Origin of the sequence: Streptomyces sp. NPDC050085, assembly GCF_044460595.1 — a bacterium.
Taxonomy (GTDB): Bacteria; Actinomycetota; Actinomycetes; order Streptomycetales; family Streptomycetaceae; genus Streptomyces.
On the sequence record NZ_JBITJZ010000007.1, the window covers coordinates 1 to 21,077 of the forward strand.

The 21,077-nt window shown below is 71.1% G+C and carries 21 protein-coding genes and 2 riboswitches; of the genes, 10 read left to right on the forward strand and 11 right to left on the reverse strand.

The window, feature by feature from the left end; genetic code table 11:
* Positions 1–91: 91 nt before the first annotated feature.
* Together ACIBUY_RS25310 and ACIBUY_RS25315 are read right to left on the reverse strand one after the other, a co-directional pair.
* A complete protein-coding gene (locus tag ACIBUY_RS25310; protein WP_365578599.1) occupies positions 92–805 on the reverse strand; it encodes an MBL fold metallo-hydrolase in 714 nt (237 codons plus the stop codon).
* Between the two features lie 155 nt (positions 806–960).
* Positions 961–2,046, reverse strand: a complete 1,086-nt coding sequence (locus ACIBUY_RS25315) for a helix-turn-helix domain-containing protein (RefSeq protein ID WP_365578597.1) — start codon at positions 2,044–2,046, stop codon at positions 961–963.
* A 100-nt stretch (positions 2,047–2,146) separates the two neighbouring features.
* On the opposite strand from ACIBUY_RS25315, the gene ACIBUY_RS25320 reads away from it, so the two are divergent.
* The 4 genes from ACIBUY_RS25320 to ACIBUY_RS25335 all read left to right on the forward strand — a co-directional run bounded on the left by ACIBUY_RS25320 (position 2,147) and on the right by ACIBUY_RS25335 (position 4,993).
* Positions 2,147–3,391: an MFS transporter gene (locus ACIBUY_RS25320; RefSeq protein WP_365578595.1), complete on the forward strand. Its 1,245-nt coding sequence runs from the start codon at positions 2,147–2,149 to the stop codon at positions 3,389–3,391.
* A riboswitch (cobalamin riboswitch) is annotated at positions 3,383–3,518 on the forward strand. It overlaps the preceding gene by 9 nt.
* 37 nt (positions 3,519–3,555) lie before the next feature.
* Positions 3,556–3,777: a CbtB-domain containing protein gene (locus ACIBUY_RS25325; RefSeq protein ID WP_365578593.1), complete on the forward strand. Its 222-nt coding sequence runs from the start codon at positions 3,556–3,558 to the stop codon at positions 3,775–3,777.
* Positions 3,778–3,799: 22 nt separating this feature from the next.
* A complete protein-coding gene (locus ACIBUY_RS25330) occupies positions 3,800–4,564 on the forward strand; it encodes a CbtA family protein (protein ID WP_399153803.1) in 765 nt (254 codons plus the stop codon).
* Positions 4,565–4,660: 96 nt separating this feature from the next.
* Positions 4,661–4,993 (forward strand): hypothetical protein, encoded by a 333-nt coding sequence (locus ACIBUY_RS25335; protein ID WP_365578589.1) that lies wholly within the window; start codon positions 4,661–4,663, stop codon positions 4,991–4,993.
* A 10-nt stretch (positions 4,994–5,003) separates the two neighbouring features.
* Here the strand turns inward: ACIBUY_RS25335 and metE are convergent, their stop codons facing one another.
* Positions 5,004–7,328, reverse strand: a complete 2,325-nt coding sequence (gene metE / locus ACIBUY_RS25340; protein ID WP_399153804.1) for a 5-methyltetrahydropteroyltriglutamate--homocysteine S-methyltransferase — start codon at positions 7,326–7,328, stop codon at positions 5,004–5,006.
* 161 nt (positions 7,329–7,489) lie between these two features.
* Positions 7,490–7,716: riboswitch (cobalamin riboswitch) on the reverse strand.
* 67 nt (positions 7,717–7,783) lie between these two features.
* Between metE and ACIBUY_RS25345 the strand changes: the two genes are divergently transcribed.
* Positions 7,784–8,236: an NUDIX domain-containing protein gene (locus ACIBUY_RS25345; protein WP_399153805.1), complete on the forward strand. Its 453-nt coding sequence runs from the start codon at positions 7,784–7,786 to the stop codon at positions 8,234–8,236.
* A gap of 46 nt (positions 8,237–8,282) precedes the next feature.
* Here the strand turns inward: ACIBUY_RS25345 and ppk2 are convergent, their stop codons facing one another.
* A complete protein-coding gene (ppk2, locus tag ACIBUY_RS25350; protein ID WP_365578583.1) occupies positions 8,283–9,065 on the reverse strand; it encodes a polyphosphate kinase 2 in 783 nt (260 codons plus the stop codon).
* 62 nt (positions 9,066–9,127) lie between these two features.
* On the opposite strand from ppk2, the gene ACIBUY_RS25355 reads away from it, so the two are divergent.
* Positions 9,128–11,536, forward strand: coding sequence for a phosphoketolase family protein (locus tag ACIBUY_RS25355; protein WP_365578581.1), 2,409 nt, complete (start codon positions 9,128–9,130; stop codon positions 11,534–11,536).
* A gap of 48 nt (positions 11,537–11,584) precedes the next feature.
* Here the strand turns inward: ACIBUY_RS25355 and ACIBUY_RS25360 are convergent, their stop codons facing one another.
* The 3 genes from ACIBUY_RS25360 to ACIBUY_RS25370 are packed head-to-tail and all read right to left on the reverse strand — an operon-like array spanning position 11,585 to position 13,501.
* Positions 11,585–11,992, reverse strand: coding sequence for an arsenate reductase ArsC (locus ACIBUY_RS25360; protein ID WP_365578579.1), 408 nt, complete (start codon positions 11,990–11,992; stop codon positions 11,585–11,587).
* Positions 11,985–13,103, reverse strand: a complete 1,119-nt coding sequence (gene arsB, locus ACIBUY_RS25365) for an ACR3 family arsenite efflux transporter (RefSeq protein WP_399153806.1) — start codon at positions 13,101–13,103, stop codon at positions 11,985–11,987. The genes ACIBUY_RS25360 and arsB overlap by 8 nt, the downstream gene beginning before the upstream one ends.
* Positions 13,100–13,501 (reverse strand): ArsR/SmtB family transcription factor, encoded by a 402-nt coding sequence (locus tag ACIBUY_RS25370; protein WP_399153807.1) that lies wholly within the window; start codon positions 13,499–13,501, stop codon positions 13,100–13,102. Before ACIBUY_RS25370 ends, arsB begins: the two co-directional genes overlap by 4 nt.
* Positions 13,502–13,581: 80 nt before the next feature.
* Here ACIBUY_RS25370 and ACIBUY_RS25375 point away from each other — a divergent pair, with 80 nt between their 5' ends.
* Positions 13,582–14,046: an ArsI/CadI family heavy metal resistance metalloenzyme gene (locus ACIBUY_RS25375; RefSeq protein ID WP_365578573.1), complete on the forward strand. Its 465-nt coding sequence runs from the start codon at positions 13,582–13,584 to the stop codon at positions 14,044–14,046.
* 428 nt (positions 14,047–14,474) lie between these two features.
* Here ACIBUY_RS25375 and ACIBUY_RS25380 read toward each other — a convergent pair whose 3' ends face one another.
* Entirely contained in the window at positions 14,475–14,888 is a 414-nt protein-coding gene (locus ACIBUY_RS25380; protein WP_365578571.1) for a DUF1003 domain-containing protein, read from the reverse strand.
* A 317-nt stretch (positions 14,889–15,205) separates the two neighbouring features.
* Between ACIBUY_RS25380 and ACIBUY_RS25385 the strand changes: the two genes are divergently transcribed.
* Positions 15,206–15,736 carry a flavodoxin domain-containing protein gene (locus ACIBUY_RS25385; RefSeq protein WP_399153808.1) on the forward strand — a complete coding sequence of 177 codons (531 nt, stop codon included), beginning with the start codon at positions 15,206–15,208 and terminating at the stop codon, positions 15,734–15,736.
* Positions 15,737–16,019: 283 nt separating this feature from the next.
* Here ACIBUY_RS25385 and ACIBUY_RS25390 read toward each other — a convergent pair whose 3' ends face one another.
* The gene (locus ACIBUY_RS25390; protein ID WP_399153809.1) at positions 16,020–16,286 is read right to left on the reverse strand and encodes a DUF2180 family protein; all 267 of its coding nucleotides are present in this window, start codon (positions 16,284–16,286) and stop codon (positions 16,020–16,022) included.
* Between the two features lie 262 nt (positions 16,287–16,548).
* On the opposite strand from ACIBUY_RS25390, the gene ACIBUY_RS25395 reads away from it, so the two are divergent.
* Positions 16,549–18,228, forward strand: coding sequence for a GAF domain-containing protein (locus ACIBUY_RS25395; RefSeq protein ID WP_399153810.1), 1,680 nt, complete (start codon positions 16,549–16,551; stop codon positions 18,226–18,228).
* Positions 18,229–18,234: 6 nt separating this feature from the next.
* Here ACIBUY_RS25395 and ACIBUY_RS25400 read toward each other — a convergent pair whose 3' ends face one another.
* Positions 18,235–19,257, reverse strand: coding sequence for an Acg family FMN-binding oxidoreductase (locus ACIBUY_RS25400; protein WP_365578565.1), 1,023 nt, complete (start codon positions 19,255–19,257; stop codon positions 18,235–18,237).
* A 181-nt stretch (positions 19,258–19,438) separates the two neighbouring features.
* Positions 19,439–20,128: a response regulator transcription factor gene (locus tag ACIBUY_RS25405; protein ID WP_365578563.1), complete on the reverse strand. Its 690-nt coding sequence runs from the start codon at positions 20,126–20,128 to the stop codon at positions 19,439–19,441.
* A 253-nt stretch (positions 20,129–20,381) separates the two neighbouring features.
* On the opposite strand from ACIBUY_RS25405, the gene ACIBUY_RS25410 reads away from it, so the two are divergent.
* Positions 20,382–20,978 carry a hypothetical protein gene (locus tag ACIBUY_RS25410; RefSeq protein WP_399153811.1) on the forward strand — a complete coding sequence of 199 codons (597 nt, stop codon included), beginning with the start codon at positions 20,382–20,384 and terminating at the stop codon, positions 20,976–20,978.
* The last annotated feature ends 99 nt before the right edge of the window (positions 20,979–21,077 follow it).

Genomic DNA, 21,077 nt, shown 5'->3' on the forward strand with positions numbered 1-21,077 from the left:
CCCAGAGCACGCACCAGACGCCGCAAGGCCGCCCTCCGGGCGTGGGGGTCCCCCCGGCCGAAGGCTGGGGGAGGGAGTTTGAAGACACGCCCTAGCCGGCAGCCCGCCGGACCGCCTCGCACGTCTGCGCCGGAGTTGCCTGCCAGGGGCTGCCGTGGCCGGGGAGGACCCAGGACGCCTCGAGACCCGCGAGGCGCTCGAGCGAGGCGAGCGCCTCGGCCGGGTCGTCGGTGAACGGTGCGGGTTGCGGGCCCGTGCGCCCGGTGAGCACGTGCCGGGTCGTCAGGGCGTCGCCGACGCAGACCGCGTCGGCGATCGGTACGTGGACGGCGACACTGCCCGGCGAGTGGCCCGGCATCCCCACGATCACCGGGCTGCCGGGCAGCTCCAGCACGTCGCCGTCGGCGATCTCGGTCACTTCGCCGACGTACTGGGTGCGCAGGCCGTTCTTGCGCAGGGAGTAGCCGAAGAAGCCGAGCGTCGCACCGAGTCGCATGGGACCGGTCGGGATCTTGGGCTTCTCGCCCGTGCGGGCGCGGACGGCGTCGGCCGCATGCACGTACACCGGCACCTGGTGCTCGCGCCGCAGGCGTTCGGCGAAGCCCAGGTGGTCGGAGTCGCCGTGGGTGAGCACGAGCCCGCGGATGTCGTCGGCGGACTTGCCGAGCACGCGCAACTCGGCCTGCAGATCGTGCCAGTGGCCGGGCAGACCGGCGTCGACGAGGGTGATGCCCTCGGGGGTGTCGATCAGGTAGCAGGACACCTTGTCGTTGCCGAGTCGGTGCAGGTGCGGAGCGAGCTTCATGGGACTCCTGCCGGGGAGGGGGCCGAGATCATGGACTTCTGGCTGGGACGGCATCTTGACACACCAACGCCCCTGCGAGGTAAGGCGGTTGAGGGAGAATGATGTGGGCCCGTAGCGCTCCCGGGGTCCGCGTGGCGGACGCGCGCGGGTGTCGCTCAGCGCAGCACCGCCGCCAGCAGGTCGGAACCCAGCGCCGTCAGGTCGGGCAGATTGAGGGTGTACCGCACGTAGCGGCCGTGCCGCCGTGCCGTGAGCAGGCCCGCGCGGCGCAGGACCGCGATGTGGCGGGACACCTCGGGGGGCGAGAGCTCCCAGAAGTTGGCCAGCTCCGCGTTGGTGTGCGGGCCGCGGGCCAGGGTGCGCAGCAGCCGCAGCCGTACCGGGTGCGAGAGCGCCTCGAGCCGGAGGGAGACCGTCTCCAGGGAGACCGGCTCCGCCGGACTCGGCTCGGACACGGGGTACTGCACCACCGGATGCCAGCCAGGCGCGTGCACCGCCACCAGGTGCGGGCGGCCGTACACGCTGGGGATGAAGGTGACCCCGGAGCCGCGGGCGGCGGTCGACTTGTCCTGCACCTTGTCCACGACGATGCGGTCGCCGTCCGGTGCCAGGGTGACCGCGCCGGAGACCGAGGCGAGCGCCGCCCCGACGCCCTGCCGCCTGAGCAGCTCGTTCTTCAGGCGCAGATCGGTGGCGAGCTGCACCGCGACACCCGCCCAGGCGGCGTCGAAGAACGCCCCGGCGCACTCTTCGAGGGTGCGGCGCACCCGCGCCCGCACCGCGACCGGGTCCGCGAGCAGCCGTTCCGCGAACGCCTCCTGCCGTGCGCCACGCGCCTGGGCCACGTCCAGGGCCCGCTCGCGCGCGGTCGCGTCGGTGAGCGGCGAAGCGCCGCGGAAGTGGACGCGGCTGCTCCCGCACGTGGTGACGAGCGCGGCGGTCACGTACGTCTCGTCGTCGATCCGGTCGACGTCGTCCAACTCCTCCGCGAGGGTCGGCCGGGGCCGCGCGGGGATCAGGAAGTCGGCCTGTGAGGAACGCCAGAGGAACTCCGCCTCCTTGAGCCGCTCCGCCAACTCGTCCGGCAGTCCGGTCCAGACGTCCGCGGCCCAGCCGGCGAACTGCGGATGGTGACCGGGCTCGGCCAGCGCGTGCAGCATCGCGGTCAACTCGGCCAGCGGGGAGGCGGCGAACCGCACCGGCTCGGACGGCACTTCGCTGATGTCGATCCTCAACGTCATCCCCCCATCATTCCGCCCAACCCGCCGGGCGACGGCGTCAGTTGACGAAGTACGTCAACCGACGGGCCCGGCCCCGGCGGTCGAACGCACTGTCTGAGTCATGGCAACCCTCACCGCAATCCGGCCCCGCGCCCTCGTCCGCGCCTCAGGAGGCCCCCGTTATGCCGTCGCGCTGGCCGTGGACGCCCTGGGCACCGGCCTGCTGCGCCCCTTCCTGCTGCTCTACGGCGTGGCCGTGCTGAAGCTGTCCGGGCCGGTCACCGGCACCGCGATGACGGCCGGCATCGTCGCGGGGCTGCTGTGCATGCCCGCGGTGGGCCGCTGGCTCGACCGCGGCGCCCGCAGCACCGTCGTGGCGGCGTCCATGCTGATCCGGGTCCTGGGCGTGGCGCTGCTGATGGCCGCCCCCGCGGGGCACGTCGGGCTCTTCGCGGCGGCAGCACTCTTCCTCGGCATCGGCAACCAGGCCTGGCCGGCCGCCCACGCCGCGCTCGTGGCCACCGTCGCCCATGGCCGAGAACGCGACACCGCTCTCGCGGCGGGCCGCGCCCTGCGCAACGCCGCCCTGGGCGTCGGAGCACTCCTGGCCACCGCATGCATGGCGGGCGGCACAACTGCCCTGCGGGCGCTGGCAGTTGTCACCGCGGTCTCCTACCTCGCCGCGGCCGCCCTGGCGTGGTCGGTGCACGTCCACGCACAGCCGGCCCGGGCCGCGGCCAAGGGCGGCGACGAGGAGCCCGCACCCCGGATGCGCGCGCTGCTCGCCGCCAACGTGATCTACGTCTTCTGCCTCAACGTCCCCGAGATCGCGCTCCCGCTGGTCCTGGTGACGCAGCTCCACGCGTCCTCGGTGTGGCCCGGGGTCGTCTTCGTGGCCAACACGGTGCTGGTCGTCACCCTGCAGGTCCCGGTCACCGTCCTCATGTCCCGCTTCTCCCGGCGGAGCGTGCTGGCCTTCTCCGGCGTGCTTCTTGCCGCCTCCTACCTCGGCTTCCTCGCCGCCGCCTCACTGGGCGGCGCCTTGGCCGTCCCGGCCGTCGCCGCCGTCTCCGTCGTCTGCACGCTCGGCGAGATCGTCTACGCCGGAAGCGCCACCGCCCTCGTCACCGCACTGACCCCGGCCCGTGTCCTGGGCCGCGCCCTCGCCCGCTTCCAGCTCTCCACGGGCTTCGGCCTCGCCGTCTCCCCGGCGGTCATCACGACGCTCGCCCCCTACGGCCCGGCCGCCCTGTGGGGCAGCCTCACGGCAGGCACCCTCCTGTCGGCCTCCGCCGTCGCCGCGGAGAAGGAGGAAGGAACGCCTCCGCGGAATCGCGGTCTTGGCCATGCCCGCGTCACGCGGTAACGTCGCTCCGTTATCGACGACGGTACGACGGAAGCCGGTGAAAGTCCGGCACGGTCGCGCCACTGTGTGCGGAGGGTCCGAGGGCCGCTTCGTGAGTCAGACCCGTGACTGTCGTCCTTTGTGCACCACCGAGATGGGACGCGAACTCCCGAGGAGGCCCTGCCATGGCGCAGCATGTCGCCCAGCCGACCGCCACCACCCCTGCTCTGCCGGCCAAGTTGCCGTTGAAGGCGATCGCCCCCTGGGCCGTCTTCTTCGGCGTACTGATGCTGGTCCTGCTGTACTTCGTCGGCGCCGAGCAGGGCGCCACGTCCGTGTTCAGCGGCGCGGAGGTTCACGAGTGGGTGCACGACGCCCGCCACCTGCTCGGTTTCCCCTGCCACTGACGTAAGGGACGCCGAACGGCTCATGAACTCAACCACCGTACGCAATCTGCTCGTTCGGGGCATGCTCGCCGGTCTCGCGGCCGGCGTGCTCGCCCTGGTCATCTCCTACTGGCTCGGTGAGCCGAACGTCGACAAGGCGATCGCCTTCGAGGAGGCCCACGCCGGGCACTCCCACGGCGACGAGGTCGAACTCGTCTCCCGCAGCCTCCAGTCCACCGCCGGTCTCGCCACCGGCGTCCTCGTCTACGGGGTCGCCTTCGGCGGCATCGCAGCGCTCGCCTACTGCTTCGCGCTCGGGCGGGTGGGCCGCTTCGGCCCGCGCGCCACGGCGCTGCTGCTGTCCGGCTGCGCACTGCTCGCGGTCTACGTCGTCCCGTTCCTGAAGTACCCCGCGAACCCGCCGGCCGTCGGCAACCCCGACACCATCGGCAAGCGGACCACCCTGTACTTCCTGATGATGGTGCTCAGCGTTCTCCTCGCGGTCGTCTCGACGATCGCCGGAAAGCGCCTCGCGCCGCGCTTGGGCACCTGGTACGCCACCGTCGTGGCCGTCCTCGGCTTCGCCGTCGCCATCGGTCTGGCGTTCGCGTTCCTGCCCGTCGTCAACGAGGTGCCGGAGCACTTCCCGGCCGCGCTGCTGTGGCGCTTCCGGCTCTCCGCGCTCGCGATGCAGATCGCGATGTGGGGCGGATTCGGCCTGCTCTTCGGCGAGTTGGCCGAACGACTGCTGAACCCGAAGCCCGCGACGGCCGTGCCCGGACGGGCGCCGGTGCCCGCCGGGCGGTGACCTGAACCATCGCACACAGGAGGGCCCGCGGAACGATCCGAGGGCCCTCTCGCGTTTCTCCGGCACCACCGATGGGGCGACGAACCGAGGAGCCGCATGGGCAGACCACCCCAACCGCGCCACATCATGCTCGGCGGCCACGAAGCCGTCGCCCTGACCATCGACGAGTACGCCCAACTGATCGCGAGCCGACGGCAGATCGGCGGTCAGAGCGCCCGCGTCCGGGTCCTGGCCCACCAGGCGAAGCGCACCGAGCGCCTGGTGCGAGGCCTGGAGGAACTCGTCGAGGAGTGCGCTGCCGAGGCCTGCCGTGCCGCCGGCACACCGCAGCCGGGGCAGCCACGGTCGGACGACCGTCGGGACGACGACTGCCCGCGCTGCGCCGTCGCCGAACTGCTGCGCGGGTACAAGGACATGACGAGCGGCTGACCCGGATGGATCAGGACGTCGTGGTCCCCAGCTCCTCGCGGACCGTGCGTGCGGCCGCGACGAGGTTCTCCAGGGAGGCCCGGGTCTCGGGCCAGCCGCGGGTCTTCAGACCGCAGTCCGGGTTGACCCACAGCCGCTCGGCGGGAATGGCCTCAAGTCCCGTACGCAGCAAGGCGGATGCCTCCTCGGGGCTCGGGATGCGGGGGGAGTGGATGTCGTACACGCCGGGGCCCGCCTCGCGCGGGTAGCCGTGCTCGGCCAGCTCGCGCGCGACCTGCATGTGCGAGCGCGCCGCTTCGAGGCTGATGACGTCGGCGTCGAGGTCGTCGATGGCCCGGACGATGTCGCCGAACTCGGCGTAGCACATGTGGGTGTGGATCTGGGTGTCCGGGCGGACCCCCGCCGTGGACAGGCGGAACGCCTCGGTGGCCCAGGCGAGGTACGCGGCGTGGCCCGCGGCGCGCAGCGGCAGCGTCTCGCGCAGGGCGGGCTCGTCGACCTGGATGACCGAAGTCCCGTTCGCCTCCAGGTCGTTGACCTCGTCGCGCAGGGCGAGGGCGACCTGGCGGGCGGTGTCGCCGAGCGGCTGGTCGTCGCGGACGAAGGACCAGGCGAGCATGGTGACGGGCCCGGTCAGCATGCCCTTGACGGGCCGGTCGGAGAGCGACTGCGCGTACGTCGTCCAGCGCACCGTCATCGGCCCGGGGCGCGCGATGTCACCGGCCAGGACCGGCGGGCGGACGTAGCGGGTGCCGTACGACTGGACCCAGCCGTGCTGCGTGGCGAGGTAGCCGGTGAGCTGCTCGGCGAAGTACTGGACCATGTCGTTGCGTTCGGGTTCGCCGTGCACGAGGACGTCCAGGCCCGTCTTCTCCTGGAACGAGATGACGTCGCGGATCTCGTTCCTGATGCGTTCCTCGTAGCCCGCGGTGTCGATCCGCCCGGCGCGCAAGTCGGCGCGGGCGGTGCGCAGTTCGGTGGTCTGCGGGAAGGATCCGATGGTGGTGGTCGGCAGCAGCGGCAGGCCGAGGAGGGCGCGCTGGGCCGCGGCCCGCTCGGCGTAGGGCTGCGAGCGGCGGCTGTCGGAGTCGGTGACGGCCGCGGCGCGCGCCCGGACGGCCGGGTCGCGGGTGATCGGCGATGCGGTGCGCGAGGCGAGATCGGCCCTGTTGGCCGCGAGTTCCGCGGTGATGGCGTCCGTGCCCTGGGCCAGCCCCTTGGCGAGGATGGCGACCTCGGTGGTCTTCTGCCGGGCGAAGGCGAGCCAGCGCCGGATCTGCGGCTCGATGTCGCGCTCCGCCGCGGCGTCGAGCGGGACGTGGAGCAGCGAGCAGGAGGCGGCCACGTCGACGCGGTCGGCCAGGCCCAGCAGGGTGCCGAGTGTGCTGAGGGACTTCGCCAGGTCGTTGATCCAGATGTTGCGGCCGTTGACGACACCGGCGACCAGCCGCTTGCCGGGCAGGCCGCCGACCGCGGCGAGCGCGTCGAGGTTGGCGGCCGCGGCGTCGGTGAAGTCGAGGGCGAGGCCGTCGACCGGCGCCTTCGCGAGGACGGGCAGCGCGTCACCGAGCTGGTCGAAGTAGGAGGCGACGAGCAGCCTCGGACGGTCGGTGAGGGCGCCGAGGTCGCGGTACGTGCGGGCCGCCGCGCCCAGTTCGGCCGGGGTGCGGTCCTGGACGAGGGCGGGCTCGTCGAGCTGCACCCACGCGGCGCCGGCGGCGCGCAGGTCGGCGAGGACCTCGGCGTACACGGGCAGCAGCCGGTCGAGGAGCGTGAGCGGGTCGAAGTCCGCCGCGACGCCGGGCGCGGGCTTGGCCAGGAGCAGGTACGTGACCGGTCCGACGAGCACCGGGCGGGCGGCGAGCCCCAGGGCGAGGGCCTCCTCGAGCTCCGCGACCTGTTTGGTGGAGTCGGCGGCGAAGACCGTGTCCGGGCCCAACTCAGGCACCAGGTAGTGGTAGTTGGTGTCGAACCACTTGGTCATCTCCAGCGGTGCGACGTCCTGCGTGCCGCGGGCCATGGCGAAGAACCCGTCGAGGGCGTCCGCGTCGACGGCGGCGCGGTGGCGCTCGGGGATCGCGCCGACCATGACGGTGGTGTCGAGGACGTGGTCGTAGTACGAGAAGTCGCCGGTGGGGACTTCGCCGATGCCCGCGCCCGCGAGTTCCCGCCAGTTCGTGCGGCGCAGCCCGGCCGCGGTGGCACGGAGGGCGTCGGCGGTGACGCGGCCCTTCCAGTAGCCCTCGATCGCCTTCTTGAGCTCGCGGTTCGGTCCCTGGCGCGGGTAGCCGTGCACGGTGGCCCGTGCTGTTGCGGCTGCGGTGCTGGTGGTCACGGAGTTCTCCTTCGAGAGACGTATCCCTGGGATCCCGGGACCGACGCGGTCGAGAAGGAGTGACGGACCGGCGGCACGACCTCGCGCGGCAAGGCGCGGTGGTCCGCTCGGTAGGTACGCCGACCCGCCCTCGAGGTCACCGGAATCTCCGCGTACGCGTGGTGCGTACACGGGCAGTTGGCAGGTCTTCGGACTCGTGGGCGCGTCCCGTGCACAGACGGAACACCTACTGGCCGTCGCTTCCCAGGTCCCGTTCCTCGGGGCCCAGTGCGTATGACGGCGGTCGTTCCCACTCACCGCTGCGGGGCAGTCCCGGATTCCCACCGGGTTCCCTCTTGCGACGCATCCCGCCTGGCGGACGGGGCGAACCAGCTGCACGGGCCACCCTACGGGGCGTGGGTCGAGCGGTGCCAGGGGGTCCGGGATCCGGGCGGGTTGGCCTGCACAATGCGGGGATGGAGCACATGAATCACACCGATCACACCGATCACACGGATCACGCGGATCACGCGGATCACACCGTCATGAAGGTCGTCGCCGCCGCCGTGGTCGAGGACGGGAAGCTGCTCGTCGTCAGCAAGCGGGCGGCGCCGGACGTCTTCTACGTTCCGGGCGGCAAGCCCGAGCCGGGAGAGGAGCCGGAGGAGACCCTCGTACGGGAGTTGCACGAGGAGTTGGGCGTCGTACCGGGCACCCTCGAACCGCTCGCGGTGGTGGAGGAGACGGCAGCCCTGGAAGGCGTCCCGATGCACCTGACCGTCTTCTCCACGACGTTGACCGGCGAGCCGGTACCCGCGGCCGAACTGTCCGCCCTGCGCTGGACCGACGGACGTGACCCGGGCCTGCGACTCGCCCCCGCCGTCGAACGCCATCTGCTGCCGTTGCTGCGGGACAGGGGCGTGCTCTAGGCCACGGAGCGGGTCGGGACGCCCGGCGTGGGCAACGGCACGTACGTCAGACGAGGCCCGCCGCGTGATCGGGGACGTACGTCTGAAGGTCGCGCGGCGGCCGCCGGTAACCCGTGGCCGGCGGCCGCCGTGGCAGATCGATCGCGGGCGGTGCGACCTCCCGGTAGGGCACCGTCGACAGCAGGTGCGCGATCATGTTGAGGCGGGCGCTGCGCTTGTCGTCGCTCTCGACGAGGTACCAGGGCGCCTCCGCGATGTCGGTGTGCACGAGCATCTCGTCCTTCGCCCGCGAGTACGCCTCCCAGCGCGTGATCGACTCGACGTCCAGCGCCGACAACTTCCAACGCCGTGTGGGGTCTTCGAGACGGCGCCGGAACCGCTGCTCCTGCACCGCGTCACTCACCGAGAACCAGTACTTGCGCAACAGGACGCCGTCCTCGACGAGGAGTCGCTCGAACAGGGGGCACTGATGGAGGAAGCGTCGGTGCTCGGCAGGCGTACAGAATCCCATCACGTGCTCCACGCCCGCCCGGTTGTACCAACTGCGGTCGAAGAGGACTATTTCGCCTGCCGCGGGAAGCCGTTCCACGTACCGCTGGAAGTACCACTGCGTGCGCTCGCGCTCCGTGGGCGCGGGCAGCGCGACGATCCGTGCCACCCGGGGATTGAGATGCTCGGCGACCCGCTTGATCGTGCCGCCCTTGCCCGCTGCGTCGCGTCCCTCGAAGACGACGACCAGGCGGGCCGCCTCGGCACGCACCCACTCCTGGAGCTTCACCAGTTCGGTCTGCAACCGGTACAACTCCCGCTCGTACAGCGCCTTGTTCACGGCCCCACCCCGTATCCCCTAGCCCAACGCCCCATGCCTACAGCGACGTTACGGAGAATCCCATGACCAGGGCCAATCATCCGGACAACACGGCGCTCGACGTCGACGAACACGGCGCGCTCGACGCCGGCGAACACGAGGCGCTCGACGCGCACTGGCGGGCCGCGAACTACCTCGCGGTCGGCCAGATCTACCTCATGGGGAACCCGCTGCTCGCCCAGCCCCTGCGACCCGAGCACATCAAGCCGCGCCTGCTCGGCCACTGGGGCACCTCGCCCGGACTGAACCTGGTCCACACCCACCTCAACCGGGTGATCAAGGCCCGCGACCTGGAGGCCCTGTGCATCTGGGGACCCGGGCACGGCGGGCCGGCGGTCCTTGCCAACTCCTGGCTGGACGGGTCCTACGGCGAGACGTATCCGGACGTCGGCCGGGACGCGGCCGGCATGGAGCGCCTGTTCCGCCAGTTCTCCTTCCCCGGCGGCGTGCCCAGCCACGTCGCCCCGGAGACACCCGGCTCGATCCACGAGGGCGGCGAGCTGGGCTACTCCCTCGCCCACGCCTACGGAGCCGCCCTCGACAACCCGGACCTCCTCGTCGCCTGCGTCATCGGCGACGGCGAGGCGGAGACCGGACCGCTGGCCGCCTCCTGGCACTCCACCAAGTTCCTCGACCCGGTGCACGACGGCGCGGTCCTGCCGATCCTCCACCTCAACGGCTACAAGATCGCCAACCCGACGGTCCTGGCCCGCATCCCCGAGGACGAGCTCGACGACCTGCTGCGCGGCTACGGCCACGAGCCGATCCACGTGTCCGGACACGAACCCGGCCAGGTGCACCACGCGATGGCCGCCGCGATGGACCGGGCCCTCGACCGCATCGCCCACCTCCAGCGGGCCGCCCGCACCGAGGGCGCCACCGAACGCCCGCGCTGGCCCATGATCGTGCTGCGCACCCCCAAGGGCTGGACGGGCCCGCGCGAGGTCGACGGCCTGCCGGTCGAGGACACCTGGCGCTCCCACCAGGTCCCGCTCGCCGCCGTGCGCGAAAACCCCGAGCACCTGCGGCAGTTGGAGACGTGGCTGCGCTCCTACCGTCCCGAGGATCTCTTCGACGCGGAGGGCCGGCCGCTCCCGCACGTCCTCGCCTGCGTCCCCGACGGCACGCACCGCCTGGGCGCCAACCCGCACGCCAACGGTGGCCTCCTCGCCCGCGATCTGCCGCTCGCGCCCCTGGAGCGGTTCGCCGTCCCCGTCGACAAACCCGGCACGAGCCTGCACGAACCCACCCGCGTCCTCGGCGAGTTGGTCGCCCAGGTCATGGCCGACACCGCCGACCGTCGCGACTTCCGCCTGGTCGGACCCGACGAGACGGCCTCCAACCGCCTCCAGGCCGTCATCGACGTCACCGGAAAGGCCTGGCAGGCAGGCGTCCGTGACACCGACGAGCACCTCGCCCGCGACGGCCGGGTGATGGAGATCCTCTCCGAACACCTCTGTCAGGGCTGGCTGGAGGGGTACCTCCTCACCGGCCGCCACGGGCTGTTCTCCTGCTACGAGGCGTTCGTCCACATCGTCGACTCGATGGTCAACCAGCACATCAAGTGGCTCAAGACATCACGCGAGTTGGCGTGGCGGGCGCCCATCGCCTCCCTCAACTACCTCCTCACGTCCCACGTGTGGCGCCAGGACCACAACGGGTTCTCGCACCAGGACCCCGGCTTCGTCGACCACGTGATGAACAAGAGCCCCGACGTCGTCCGCGTCTACCTGCCGCCGGACGCCAACACCCTCCTCTGTGTCGCCGAACACGTCCTGCACAGCCGGGACTACGTCAATGTCGTCGTCGCCGGCAAACAGCCCTGCTTCGACTGGCTCTCGCTGGAGCAGGCACGGGCGCACTGCGCGCGGGGCGCGGGCATCTGGCCCTGGGCGGGCACGGACGACGGCAGCCGGGAGCCGGACGTGGTGCTGGCGTGCGCGGGCGACGTGCCGACCCTGGAAGTCCTGGCCGCGTCCCAGCTGCTCCGCCGCCACCTGCCGGATCTCGCGGTCCGCGTCGTGAACGTCGTCGACATCGCCCGTCTCGTGCCCCGCGAGGAACACCCGCACGGCATGGCGGACTTCGAGTACGACGCCCTGTTTACCCCGGACAAACCGGTGATCTTCGCCTACCACGGCTACCCGTGGCTCATCCACCGCCTGGCCTACCGGCGCACCGGCCACGCCCATCTCCACGTACGCGGCTACAAGGAATCCGGCACCACCACCACACCGTTCGACATGGTCGTCCGCAACGACCTCGACCGCTACCGCCTCGTCATGGACGTCATCGACCGCGTCCCCGGCCTTGCCGTACGCGCCGCGGCCGTCCGCCAGACCATGGCGGACACCCGCACCCGCCACCAGGCGTGGATCCGCGAGCACGGCACCGACCTGCCCGAGGTCGCCGACTGGGCGTGGACGGGCTGAGGGCGTCGCGTTGCGGCAGGCCGCGATCGGGGACCGCCACGGGAAGGGTCAGCGGGGCCGGAGTTCGGTGAGCAGTTCGCGGATGCGCCGCTCGATCTCGTCCCGGATCGGGCGGACGGCCTCGGCGCCCTGCCCCGCGGGGTCGTCGAGCTTCCAGTCGAGGTACCGCTTGCCGGGAAAGACGGGGCAGGTGTCGCCGCAGCCCATGGTGATCACCACGTCGGACGCCCGCACCGCTTCCACGGTCAGCACCTTCGGCGTCTCGGCGGACATGTCGATGCCCACCTCCGCCATGACCTGAACGGCGGCCGGGTTCACGGCATCGGCGGGCGCGGACCCCGCGGACCGCACCTCGACGCCGCCCTCGGAGAGGTGAGTGAGGAAGGCGGCGGCCATCTGCGAACGGCCCGCGTTGTGGACGCACACGAACAGGACGGACGGCTTGGATTCAGACACGGGCGGATCCTTCCGGGGAGACGGCCCGTCCGGCGGCAGGGGCGGAGGGAGGGAAGCAGCGGCGGGAGGCCAGGGCGACGTGGACCAGGCCGATCAGGACCGGCACCTCGATGAGCGGACCTACGACTCCCGCGAGGGCCTGTCCGGAGGCGGCGCCGAAGGTGGCGATGGCAACGGCGATGGCGAGTTCGAAGTTGTTGCCCGCCGCCGTGAACGCCAGCGTCGTCGCCTTCGGGTGGTCGAGTCCGACCGCACGGCCGACGGCCATGGACCCGGTCCACATCACGGCGAAGTACACCAGCAGCGGCAGCGCGATCCGTACGACGTCCAGCGGCTTCGAGGTGATGGCCTCGCCTTGGAGGGCGAACAGGACGACGACGGTGAACAGCAGCCCGTACAGGGCGAACGGGCCGATCCGTGGGATCAGCGTGGTCTCGTACCAGGTGCGTCCCTTGGCCCGCTCGCCCAGGCGGCGGGTGAGGAACCCGGCGAGCAGCGGGATGCCGAGGAAGAGCAGGACGGAGCGGGCGATCTCCCACACCGACACGTCGAGTGCGGTCTGTTCCAGGCCGAGCCAGCCCGGCAGCACGGTCAGGTAGAACCAGCCCAGCGCGGCGAACGCGACCACTTGGAAGGCGGAGTTGAGAGCGACGAGAACGGCGGCGGCTTCGCGATCGCCGCAGGCGAGGTCGTTCCAGATGATCACCATGGCGATGCAGCGGGCAAGCCCGACGATGATCAGGCCGGTGCGGAACTCGGGCAGGTCCGGCAGGAAGAGCCAGGCGAGGGCGAACATCAGGGCCGGGCCGACGATCCAGTTCAGGACCAGGGACGGGACGAGGAGGCGGCGGTCGCGGGTGACGGTGTCCAGACGGTCGTAGCGGACCTTCGCCAGGACCGGGTACATCATCACGAGCAGTCCGAGCGCGATCGGCAGCGAGACGCCGGTGACGGTGACCTTCGCGAGCGCGTTTCCCAGGCCGGGCACGAGACGGCCCAGACCCAGGCCGGCCGCCATCGCGAGCAGGATCCACACGGCGAGGAAGCGGTCCAGGAAGGACAGCCGTCGGGCCACCGGGTGCGCGGGCGCCGCGGTGGCTGAAGCGTTCACGAGGCGTTTCCGGCGGGCGCGGTCTGGGCGAGCGGCTGTCCGTCGGGCCGGGTGAGGACCGCGGCCAGGCGGTCGGTCATCTGCGGCAGCAGCCGGTAGTACACCCAGGTTCCGCGCCGCTCCGAGTCGATGAGCCCAGCCTGCTTCAGCAGCTTGAGGTGGTGGGAGATGGTCGGCTGCGACAGGTCGAAGGCCGGAGTCAGGTCACAGACGCACACCTCCCCGCCGGCGCGGGACGCGATCATCGACAGAAGTCGAAGCCGCACGGGGTCGCCCAGGGCCTTGAACACCTTCGCCAGATCGGCGGCCCGGTCCTCGTCCAGCGGGGTGGTCAGCAGCGCGGGGCAGCATCCTTCGGCACCGTCCTGGCCGAGCACCACAAGCTCTTGTTTCGACATGCTTCTATATTGACATCCTTCGATCCAAGGCGCAAGGTTGCATCGACAGACGTCAATACAAGTCGATCGGGGAGACCACCATGTCCCGTGCCCAGCTCGCGCTCAACGTCGCCGACCTCGAGGCGTCGGTCACCTTCTACTCCAAGCTGTTCGGCGTCGAACCCGCCAAGCGCCGCCCGGGCTACGCGAACTTCGCGATCGACACCCCTCCGCTCAAGCTCGTCCTCATCGAGGGAGAGCCGGGGCAGGACACGCGCCTGGACCACCTCGGCGTCGAGGTCGACTCCACCGACGAGGTGTCCGCCGCCACGACCCGGCTGAGGGACGCGGGTCTCGCAACGTTCGAGGAGAACGACACGTCCTGCTGCTACGCCCTCCAGGACAAGGTGTGGGTCCACGGCCCCGGCAAGGAGCCGTGGGAGGTCTACGTGGTCAAGGCCGACGCCGACCGGCTGGGCAAGGGCACCGCCCCGGAGGGCGACGGCTGCTGCGCCGGACAGGACGAGAGCGCGGAGGTGGCTGCGCCTGCGGGCTGCGCCTGCTAGGGCCTGTGCCGAAAGTGGCTTCGTCCGCCCGGAGGGCGGGCCGGGCGGCGTCTGGTGCGTGCTCTGGGGGTCCCCCCGGCCGAAGGCTGGGGGAGTGTCGGGGGCCGACCCTCGTACCGGATGTACTTGGGTCTGCGCCCGGTGCGGCGAAGGGGGCACCTCCCTCGCGTGGGGGCATGGTCAGTGACCCTGCGGCCGAGACCCCACGGCTGCGGCCGCCGCCCGCCGCTCTCGGCACCTACTTCCTCAACACCGTCAACATCGGCGTCCACCGCCGAACTCGCCCAGGCTCGCGAAGCCCGCGAGGCGTCCTTCGTCACGTGGCCCCCGCCGCAGGTCCATCCGGTCTCCTGAACCGAGGCGCCCCATGCGAAGCCAACGGGCGCGGCAAGGCGGACCAAGCCCTGGGCGAAGAGGTGTCCGGTGCGTCACGTCTGACCGGAGTCCTCCACCAGCCGACGGTGGAGTTCTGTCGTCATCGCGTGGATCGCCCGGGTCAGCTCCGTGTTCGTCTTGAGTTCCAGTTCCTGTTCGATGAAGTCGTGGTCGGCTTTTGCCTGTTGGAACTCCGCCTGCCGGTTTTGGCCGATCATGACGAAGGTCGACAGGAAGATCGCCTCCAGCGACACGACCAGGGTCAGTGTGGGCCACGGGGCGGACTCCACGAACAGCATCCAGAGCAGGAAGCCAATGGCGTGGAGGTAGACGAAGTTCATCGAGCCGGCGAACTTGGTGATCGCATCAGCGATGCGGAGCTGAGCATCGCTCGCCCGCCGGGACCGGTGCGCGGCCACGACGGGATGGTGTCGGTGCGAGACCGATTCGTCGTCGAGCATCTGCATGCGCCTGCTTCCTCGGAGGTCCGACGCTGAGTGCTGGAGGGTGCATGGTGCCATTCCCGCGGCTCCGGGACGAGGCTCGGGTCGCCGGAACGTGCTGATCACATAGCCGTCCGCGGCTCCGGACGTCGGCCGCTCCTCTTTTGGGGCCGGTTGGCCCCCCGAGCGGCCCTTCGGCCCGGAGTAGAAGTCGGGCCGGGGCCAGAGAGTGGAGAGGCCACCGCACTTGCAGGGGTGGTGCAGGGGAGGACGAGGTGGAAGAGGAACGTGAGGACGCCGAGGACGACTGGATCCACGAACTCCGGGGATGAGGGGCCGCCATGGCACCGCGAGCGCTCGTTGCGTACGGGACGAAGAACGGTTCGACTCAGGAGATAGCGGAAGCCATCGGTGATGCCCTGCGCGCTCACGGGATGGAAGCCGAGGTGCGCGCTGCGTCCGAGGTCAGGGGCGTGAGTCCGTACGACGTGGTGGTGCTGGGCGGAGCACTGTACAGGGGCCGTTGGCACAGTGACGCGGTCCGGTTCGTGCACCGGCACGGCGCCGCGCTGTCGAAGCGGACGGTGTGGTTGTTCAGCAGCGGGCCGCTCGACGCATCGGCCGGCGAGCGGGAGATCCTGCCGGTGCGGGGCGCACGGCGGGCGTTGGTGCGTCTGGACGCCAGGGAGCACGTGACCTTCGGCGGCCGGCTTGAAGCCGGGGCGCGAGGCCGTATGGCGCGGATGATCGTTCAGTCCGGGCGCGGCGGGGACTTCAGGGATTTCGCCCGCATCGCGGCCTGGGCCACGAAGATCGCGCACGCGGCTGCTGCGGAGGTACAGGTCCGACGACAGGGGCACGAAGCAGGATGACGTGGCGGAGCCTCACGTGGCAGACAGCACCGTTCGGCGAGAGCCCCTACCTGAGGTGGCCGGTCCGTGTCTGCCGTGAGCAAGCTCCTCAGCGGCCTCGGGGCGGAGCACCGTGACCAGTTGGAGGATCTCGCGTGCGAAGTGACCTTTCCGGCGCGGGCTCGCCTGTTCGACGAGGGGCAGCACGCCGACCGGTTCTGGATCCTCCGCTCCGGTGCCGGTTCGTCCTGCTCGACGCTCACGAAGTCGTGCGTGACGGCACTGGCAGGAGTACGAACGCCGGTCAGAGCTGGTGCTCCGCGTCGTGGCAGGTGAAGCAGGTGAGGCGGCGGGCCGATTGCTTGAGGGTGGACAGGCCCATGCCTTCGTGTCGGTGGATCTCCTGGGCGGTGACCTTGATGTGATCAGGGCAGAGTCCGGCGCCGCAGTTGCGGCAGGAGGCAGTGGCCGGGAGGAAGAAGTACGTACATGGGCGCCGCCAGGGCCCGCAAGGACTACGGACGCGGTGCGCGGGAAGTGCCTCGCGGTTCCGGTGAAAGGCGTCCGCCATGCTCCGGTGCGACGTCGCGGTGAATGCGGTACGGCCAGGGACCGGGGCAGCACTGCCTACGTTATCCCCGGCTCGGTGCCTTGCCCAGTGCTGTCAGGGCCCGCCCCCGGGCGTCAGCCGTTCCGGGCACAGGACGTAGGACGGGGATCGCTCTATGGTGGCGAAGCAGGGGTAGGGAGGGGGAGCGGGCGGACGAGCGCTGAACGGAGGGGCTGTGGGGAGGGACAGCACGCCGGAAGGCGGGGCGGTGCCCGGGCTGCGGATGGACGAGCTCCTGGAGGAACTCCAGGGGCGTATCGCCCACATGCGTGGTACGCGCGACCGGGTGCACACGCTGCTCGAAGCTGTCCTCGCGGTCGGCCGGGGGCTTGAACTGCCGCAGGTGTTGCGCCGGATCGTCCAGGCGGCCGTGACCTTGGTCGACGCCGAGTACGGTGCGCTGGGCGTGATCGGCGGGGTGCAGACGCTGTCAGCGTTCATCACGGTCGGGATCGACGACGAACTGCAGGACCGGATAGGCGAGTTCCCCATCGGACGCGGGGTGCTCGGGGAGTTGATACGCCATCCGGAGCCACTGCGTCTGGCGGAGATCTCCGATCACCCGGCGTCCTACGGCTTTCCCGCGCACCATCCGCCGATGCACTCGTTCCTCGGCGTCCCCATCCGCGTGCGCGACGAGGTCTTCGGAGTGCTGTACCTCACCGAGAAGCGCGGTGCGAAGGAGTTCGACGCGGAAGACGAGTCCGTGCTGTCCACACTCGCGGTGGCGGCAGGCGTCGGCATCGAGAACGCCCGCTTGTACGAGCAGGCCCGCAGGCGCGAGGAGTGGCTGGCGGCCAGCGGTGAAGTGACGAACCGACTGCTGCTCGGGGTGCCTCGGGGTGAGGTGTTGAGGCTGATTGTCGAACGTGCTCGGCAGATCGTGTCAGCGGATCTGGGCGTGGTGGCGGTTTCGGCGGTGGACGGAGACCGGCTGCGCGTGGCCTGCGCCGTGGGGCAGGACGCCGAGGCTCACGAGGGTCTGGATCTGTCCGGTCAGGAGGGACTCGTGGGGGCAGCCGTTACTGAGGGCGCTCCGGTGTTCAGCGACGACATCGCACACGATCCACGAGGCGGCGGTTCACCCCGGAAGTGGGTCGGGCTCGGTCCTGCGGTCGCGGTCCCGATGGGAGCGCAAGGGGCGGTCCGCGGCGTACTGCTGTTCGCCAGGCGGGCCGGGCGGTCGGAGTTCCTGGCGACGGAGGCCGAACCGCTGCTGGGCTTCGCCGGCCAAGCGGCGCTGGCCATGGAACTGGTGGACCGGCGCCGGGATGCCGAGCAGGTCGCGCTGCTGGAGGACAGGGACCGTATTGCTCGCGATCTCCATGACCTGGCGATCCAGCGGCTGTTCGCGACGGGCATGGCGTTGCAGAGCGCCGAGCGGCTGGCCAAGGAGCCGAGGGTGGCCGAGCGGCTGGGGCACGCGGTGGACGAACTCGACGACACCATCAAGATCATTCGGTCGGCGATCTTCGGGTTGCGCTCTCGTGACCACACGATCGGTGGTTCCGGGCTGCGTATGCGGGTGGCCAAGGCGGTGGAGGAGGCGGGCGCGGCCCTCGGATTCTCGCCGGCCCTGCGCGTGGAAGGGCTGGTGGACACCGAGGTGCCTCAAGAGGCGGCGGATCACGCGATCGCCGTGCTGGGCGAGGCGCTGAGCAACGTCGTACGGCATGCGCGGGCAACAGGTGTGGAGGTGCATGTGGTGGCCGAACAAGGGGAGTTGAGCCTGACGGTGATCGATGACGGCCGGGGGATTCCCGCCGGGGCGCGGCACAGTGGGCTGGCGAACATGGAGGAACGCGCCCGGCAGCTCGGCGGGGTCTTCTCGGCGGAGCGGCCTGCCGCGGGAGGTACGCGACTGAGCTGGCGGGTGCCGCTGCGACGCGGAAGCCGGTCCTGACGGTCGTCACGCCGGGCGGGTCGGCGAACCGGGTTCCCCGTCGGAGTCCAGCAGTTGGCGTGCCGTGCGCCGCGGTGTGGAGGGCCCCTCGGGGCCGTAGCCGAGTCGTACGAGCATCTGCACGTGGTCCAGCGGCGCGCCTGCCGCATGGAGCCGTGCCCGCAGATCGGGCCACTCCATGGCCTGGTGCAGCAGGGACGTGCTCAGCCCCCGCGCGGTCGCGACGAGGAGGACGTGCTGGAGGGCCTGGCCGCTGCGCAGCCAGTCGATCCGCCGGTCGTGGCTGGAGCGCAGAACCCCGATGGTGGGGGTGCGTTCGAAGGGCTGCGAGGGAAGCCGTTCGAGGTGGTGTTCTGCGCTGAAGTCGCGCATGGGCAGGAACTCGAAGCCGTCCTGCGGGCCGTACGCGGAGGGCGGGATGCCGGTGTCCGCACTGCCGTGGTCCTCATCGGCCGGCCGCACGGCACGACGGCTCTCGGCCCCGCGCCGCGGGTCGCGATGGTTGCGGCGCTCCGCCTCCGTCGTGAGGCGCAGGAGACGGCTGATCTCGCTCTGATCCGGCAGGGTGAGCGTGGCGCCCTCGGTGTGGGCGGCTTCGGCGAGTTCACGGAGCACGGAGCGTGGAGCGTGGCGTTCGGAGAACGGGAACCGGCTGCTGTGCCGACGCCAGATCGCGTCGTACAGGCCTTCGTCGTGAAGGGTGCCGTGCCCGCCGTTCCGGGTGATGCGCACCGCCGCGAGAACTCCGGGATTTCCGGGTTCGGGCAGCAGTCGTGGCACCGGGGTCCAGCCGAAGTGGTCCACCGCGACACGCAGGTTGAACAGGGCGGAGCCCGCCGCGAGGTGCAGGGCGCGTCCGTGCGGGTCCTCCTGGGGCAGGCTCTGTTCGGGTGCCGCGTGTATCTCCACGGTCATGGACGCGGGGGCGAAGCGGAAGCGCCAGGGCTGCGTGTTGTGCATCGACGGTGCGGCGATGGCGGCCGAGAGCAGTTTCTCCAGCGTCGCCGCGTTCATGGATGTCGAGAGCATGGGGATCGCCTCCTCGTGGACCGGGCGGACGGCCGAGGGGCCACCTGCGCCGGTTTCGCCGGGCATCCCGTGGAATGCGGAACGGGTCAAGCCTGCGCCCGTCAACCCCACTGGGCGAAGGGGCCGTTGGCCCCGCGCGAGGGGCCGACCGGGCATGTCGAGGTCGCCCGCACCCTCATGGTCATGGCTGAGCGGGCGGGTCGAGGTGGGCGGCGATCACGGCGGCCTGGACGCGCCGGTGCACGCCGAGCTTGGCGAAGATGCGGGAGATGTGGTTCTTGACGGTCTTCTCCGACAGATAGAGGCGTTTGCCGATCTCGCGATTGGTGAACCCCTCGCCGATCAGCTTCAGGATGCTGTTCTCGCGCTCCGACAGGGACCGCAGGAGCGGTGACGCGGTGGCGTCGTCGTCGGTCGGTGCGCGCAGGCTGTTCATCAGGCGGGCCGTGGTGGTCGGGTCGAGCATGGACTGCCCGGCGGCGACGGTCCGCACGGCGGAGAGGAGGGCTGTGCCCCTGATCTGTTTGAGTACGTAGCCGGATGCGCCGGCCATGATCGCGTCGAGCAGGGCGTCCTCGTCGTCGAACGACGTGAGCATGAGACACGCCAACTCCGGCATTGCCGAACGCAGTTCACGACAGACCGTCATGCCGTCGCCGTCCGGGAGGCGGACGTCCAGGACCGCGACGTCGGGACGCAGGGCGGGGCCGCGGGCCAGCGCCTGCTGGGCCGTGGCCGCTTCGCCGATCACGGTGATGTCGGGTTCGGACTCCAGCATGTCGGCGAGGCCGCGGCGTACGACCTCGTGGTCGTCGAGGAGAAAGACCTTGATCGGCCGTTGGGCCGTGAACGTCCGTGTGGTGTCGGTCATGACGGTCCTCTGCCCTCTGCAAGAAGGTCGCGTGGATGGCCCCGGTCTGGCTGTGCCGGTTGCTCCCGCTGCCGATCGTTGCCCATGGGCGAGGGCCTGGCCAGGGCTGAACGGCCCCTATACGACGGATAGTTGGGCCGCGGGGGCCTTGGGGCTGCCTGGTCGGCCCCTGTTCGGCGCTCGGCGGGCCTGACACGTTCGACAGGGAGACGGCCCAGCGCCGTTGTCCTCCCTGACGAGGAGGTGCCGGGCCGTGGCACGTGCAGGAAGCAGGGAACCGGCGAAGGTGCTCCTGTGGCGATGGCGGAGCAATCCACTGCGGCGCCGCACCGACGTGGTGGAGGCCTGGATCGGCATCACGGTCTGGTTCCTCGCACTGCTGGGCGGCGCGCTGTCCGGGCTCGCCACCGCCGACGTGGTGCAACGGCATCTGGCGCAGCAACGCGCGGACCGGCACCTGGTCCCAGCCGTCCTGGCCGAGGACGCTCCTCGTCAGTCGCCGGTCTCGGCGGCCGGTGTCGCCCGGGGGCGGGTGTGGGCGACGGTGCGGTGGACATCCGCACGCGGCGCCGCCCGCACGGGATCGGCGCTGGTGGAACCCGGGCTCACCAAGGGCGAGGGGGCGAAGGTGTGGACGGACCGCGCAGGCCGCCTGACCTCCGAGCCCGACAGCGTGTCCCTGGCTCTGCAGGAAGCCGTCCTGCTGGGAGGGCTGTCGGGGTGGGGCACGGGGGCCGTGGTGCTGGCCGGCGGGTGGGTGCTGCGACGGCGCCTGATGTCGCGTCGCCTGGAGCGGTGGGGCGACGAGTGGGCGCGGATCGGTCCCCAGTGGGGGCGCAGGACGGGGTGAGGAGCGCGCAGGGCAGGAGTCGGCCCGGCATTGCGCGGCCCCGGTGGACCCGCGCGCACTCGGCTCAGTGCGCGCGGCGGGAGGACGGTCGGCCGGTGC

Coding starts and splice junctions, on each gene's coding strand:
- ACIBUY_RS25395 (WP_399153810.1), top strand. CDS start 16,549: ATGGACGAGCTCCTGGAGGAACTCCAGGGGCGTATCGCCCACATGCGT.
- ACIBUY_RS25400 (WP_365578565.1), bottom strand. CDS start 19,257: ATGCTCTCGACATCCATGAACGCGGCGACGCTGGAGAAACTGCTCTCG.
- ACIBUY_RS25330 (WP_399153803.1), top strand. CDS start 3,800: ATGAACTCAACCACCGTACGCAATCTGCTCGTTCGGGGCATGCTCGCC.
- ACIBUY_RS25335 (WP_365578589.1), top strand. CDS start 4,661: ATGGGCAGACCACCCCAACCGCGCCACATCATGCTCGGCGGCCACGAA.
- ACIBUY_RS25355 (WP_365578581.1), top strand. CDS start 9,128: ATGACCAGGGCCAATCATCCGGACAACACGGCGCTCGACGTCGACGAA.
- ACIBUY_RS25380 (WP_365578571.1), bottom strand. CDS start 14,888: ATGCAGATGCTCGACGACGAATCGGTCTCGCACCGACACCATCCCGTC.
- ACIBUY_RS25325 (WP_365578593.1), top strand. CDS start 3,556: ATGGCGCAGCATGTCGCCCAGCCGACCGCCACCACCCCTGCTCTGCCG.
- ACIBUY_RS25385 (WP_399153808.1), top strand. CDS start 15,206: ATGGCACCGCGAGCGCTCGTTGCGTACGGGACGAAGAACGGTTCGACT.
- ACIBUY_RS25310 (WP_365578599.1), bottom strand. CDS start 805: ATGAAGCTCGCTCCGCACCTGCACCGACTCGGCAACGACAAGGTGTCC.
- ACIBUY_RS25405 (WP_365578563.1), bottom strand. CDS start 20,128: ATGACCGACACCACACGGACGTTCACGGCCCAACGGCCGATCAAGGTC.
- ACIBUY_RS25345 (WP_399153805.1), top strand. CDS start 7,784: ATGGAGCACATGAATCACACCGATCACACCGATCACACGGATCACGCG.
- ACIBUY_RS25320 (WP_365578595.1), top strand. CDS start 2,147: ATGGCAACCCTCACCGCAATCCGGCCCCGCGCCCTCGTCCGCGCCTCA.
- ACIBUY_RS25390 (WP_399153809.1), bottom strand. CDS start 16,286: ATGGCGGACGCCTTTCACCGGAACCGCGAGGCACTTCCCGCGCACCGC.
- ACIBUY_RS25315 (WP_365578597.1), bottom strand. CDS start 2,046: ATGACGTTGAGGATCGACATCAGCGAAGTGCCGTCCGAGCCGGTGCGG.
- ACIBUY_RS25375 (WP_365578573.1), top strand. CDS start 13,582: ATGTCCCGTGCCCAGCTCGCGCTCAACGTCGCCGACCTCGAGGCGTCG.
- ACIBUY_RS25370 (WP_399153807.1), bottom strand. CDS start 13,501: ATGTCGAAACAAGAGCTTGTGGTGCTCGGCCAGGACGGTGCCGAAGGA.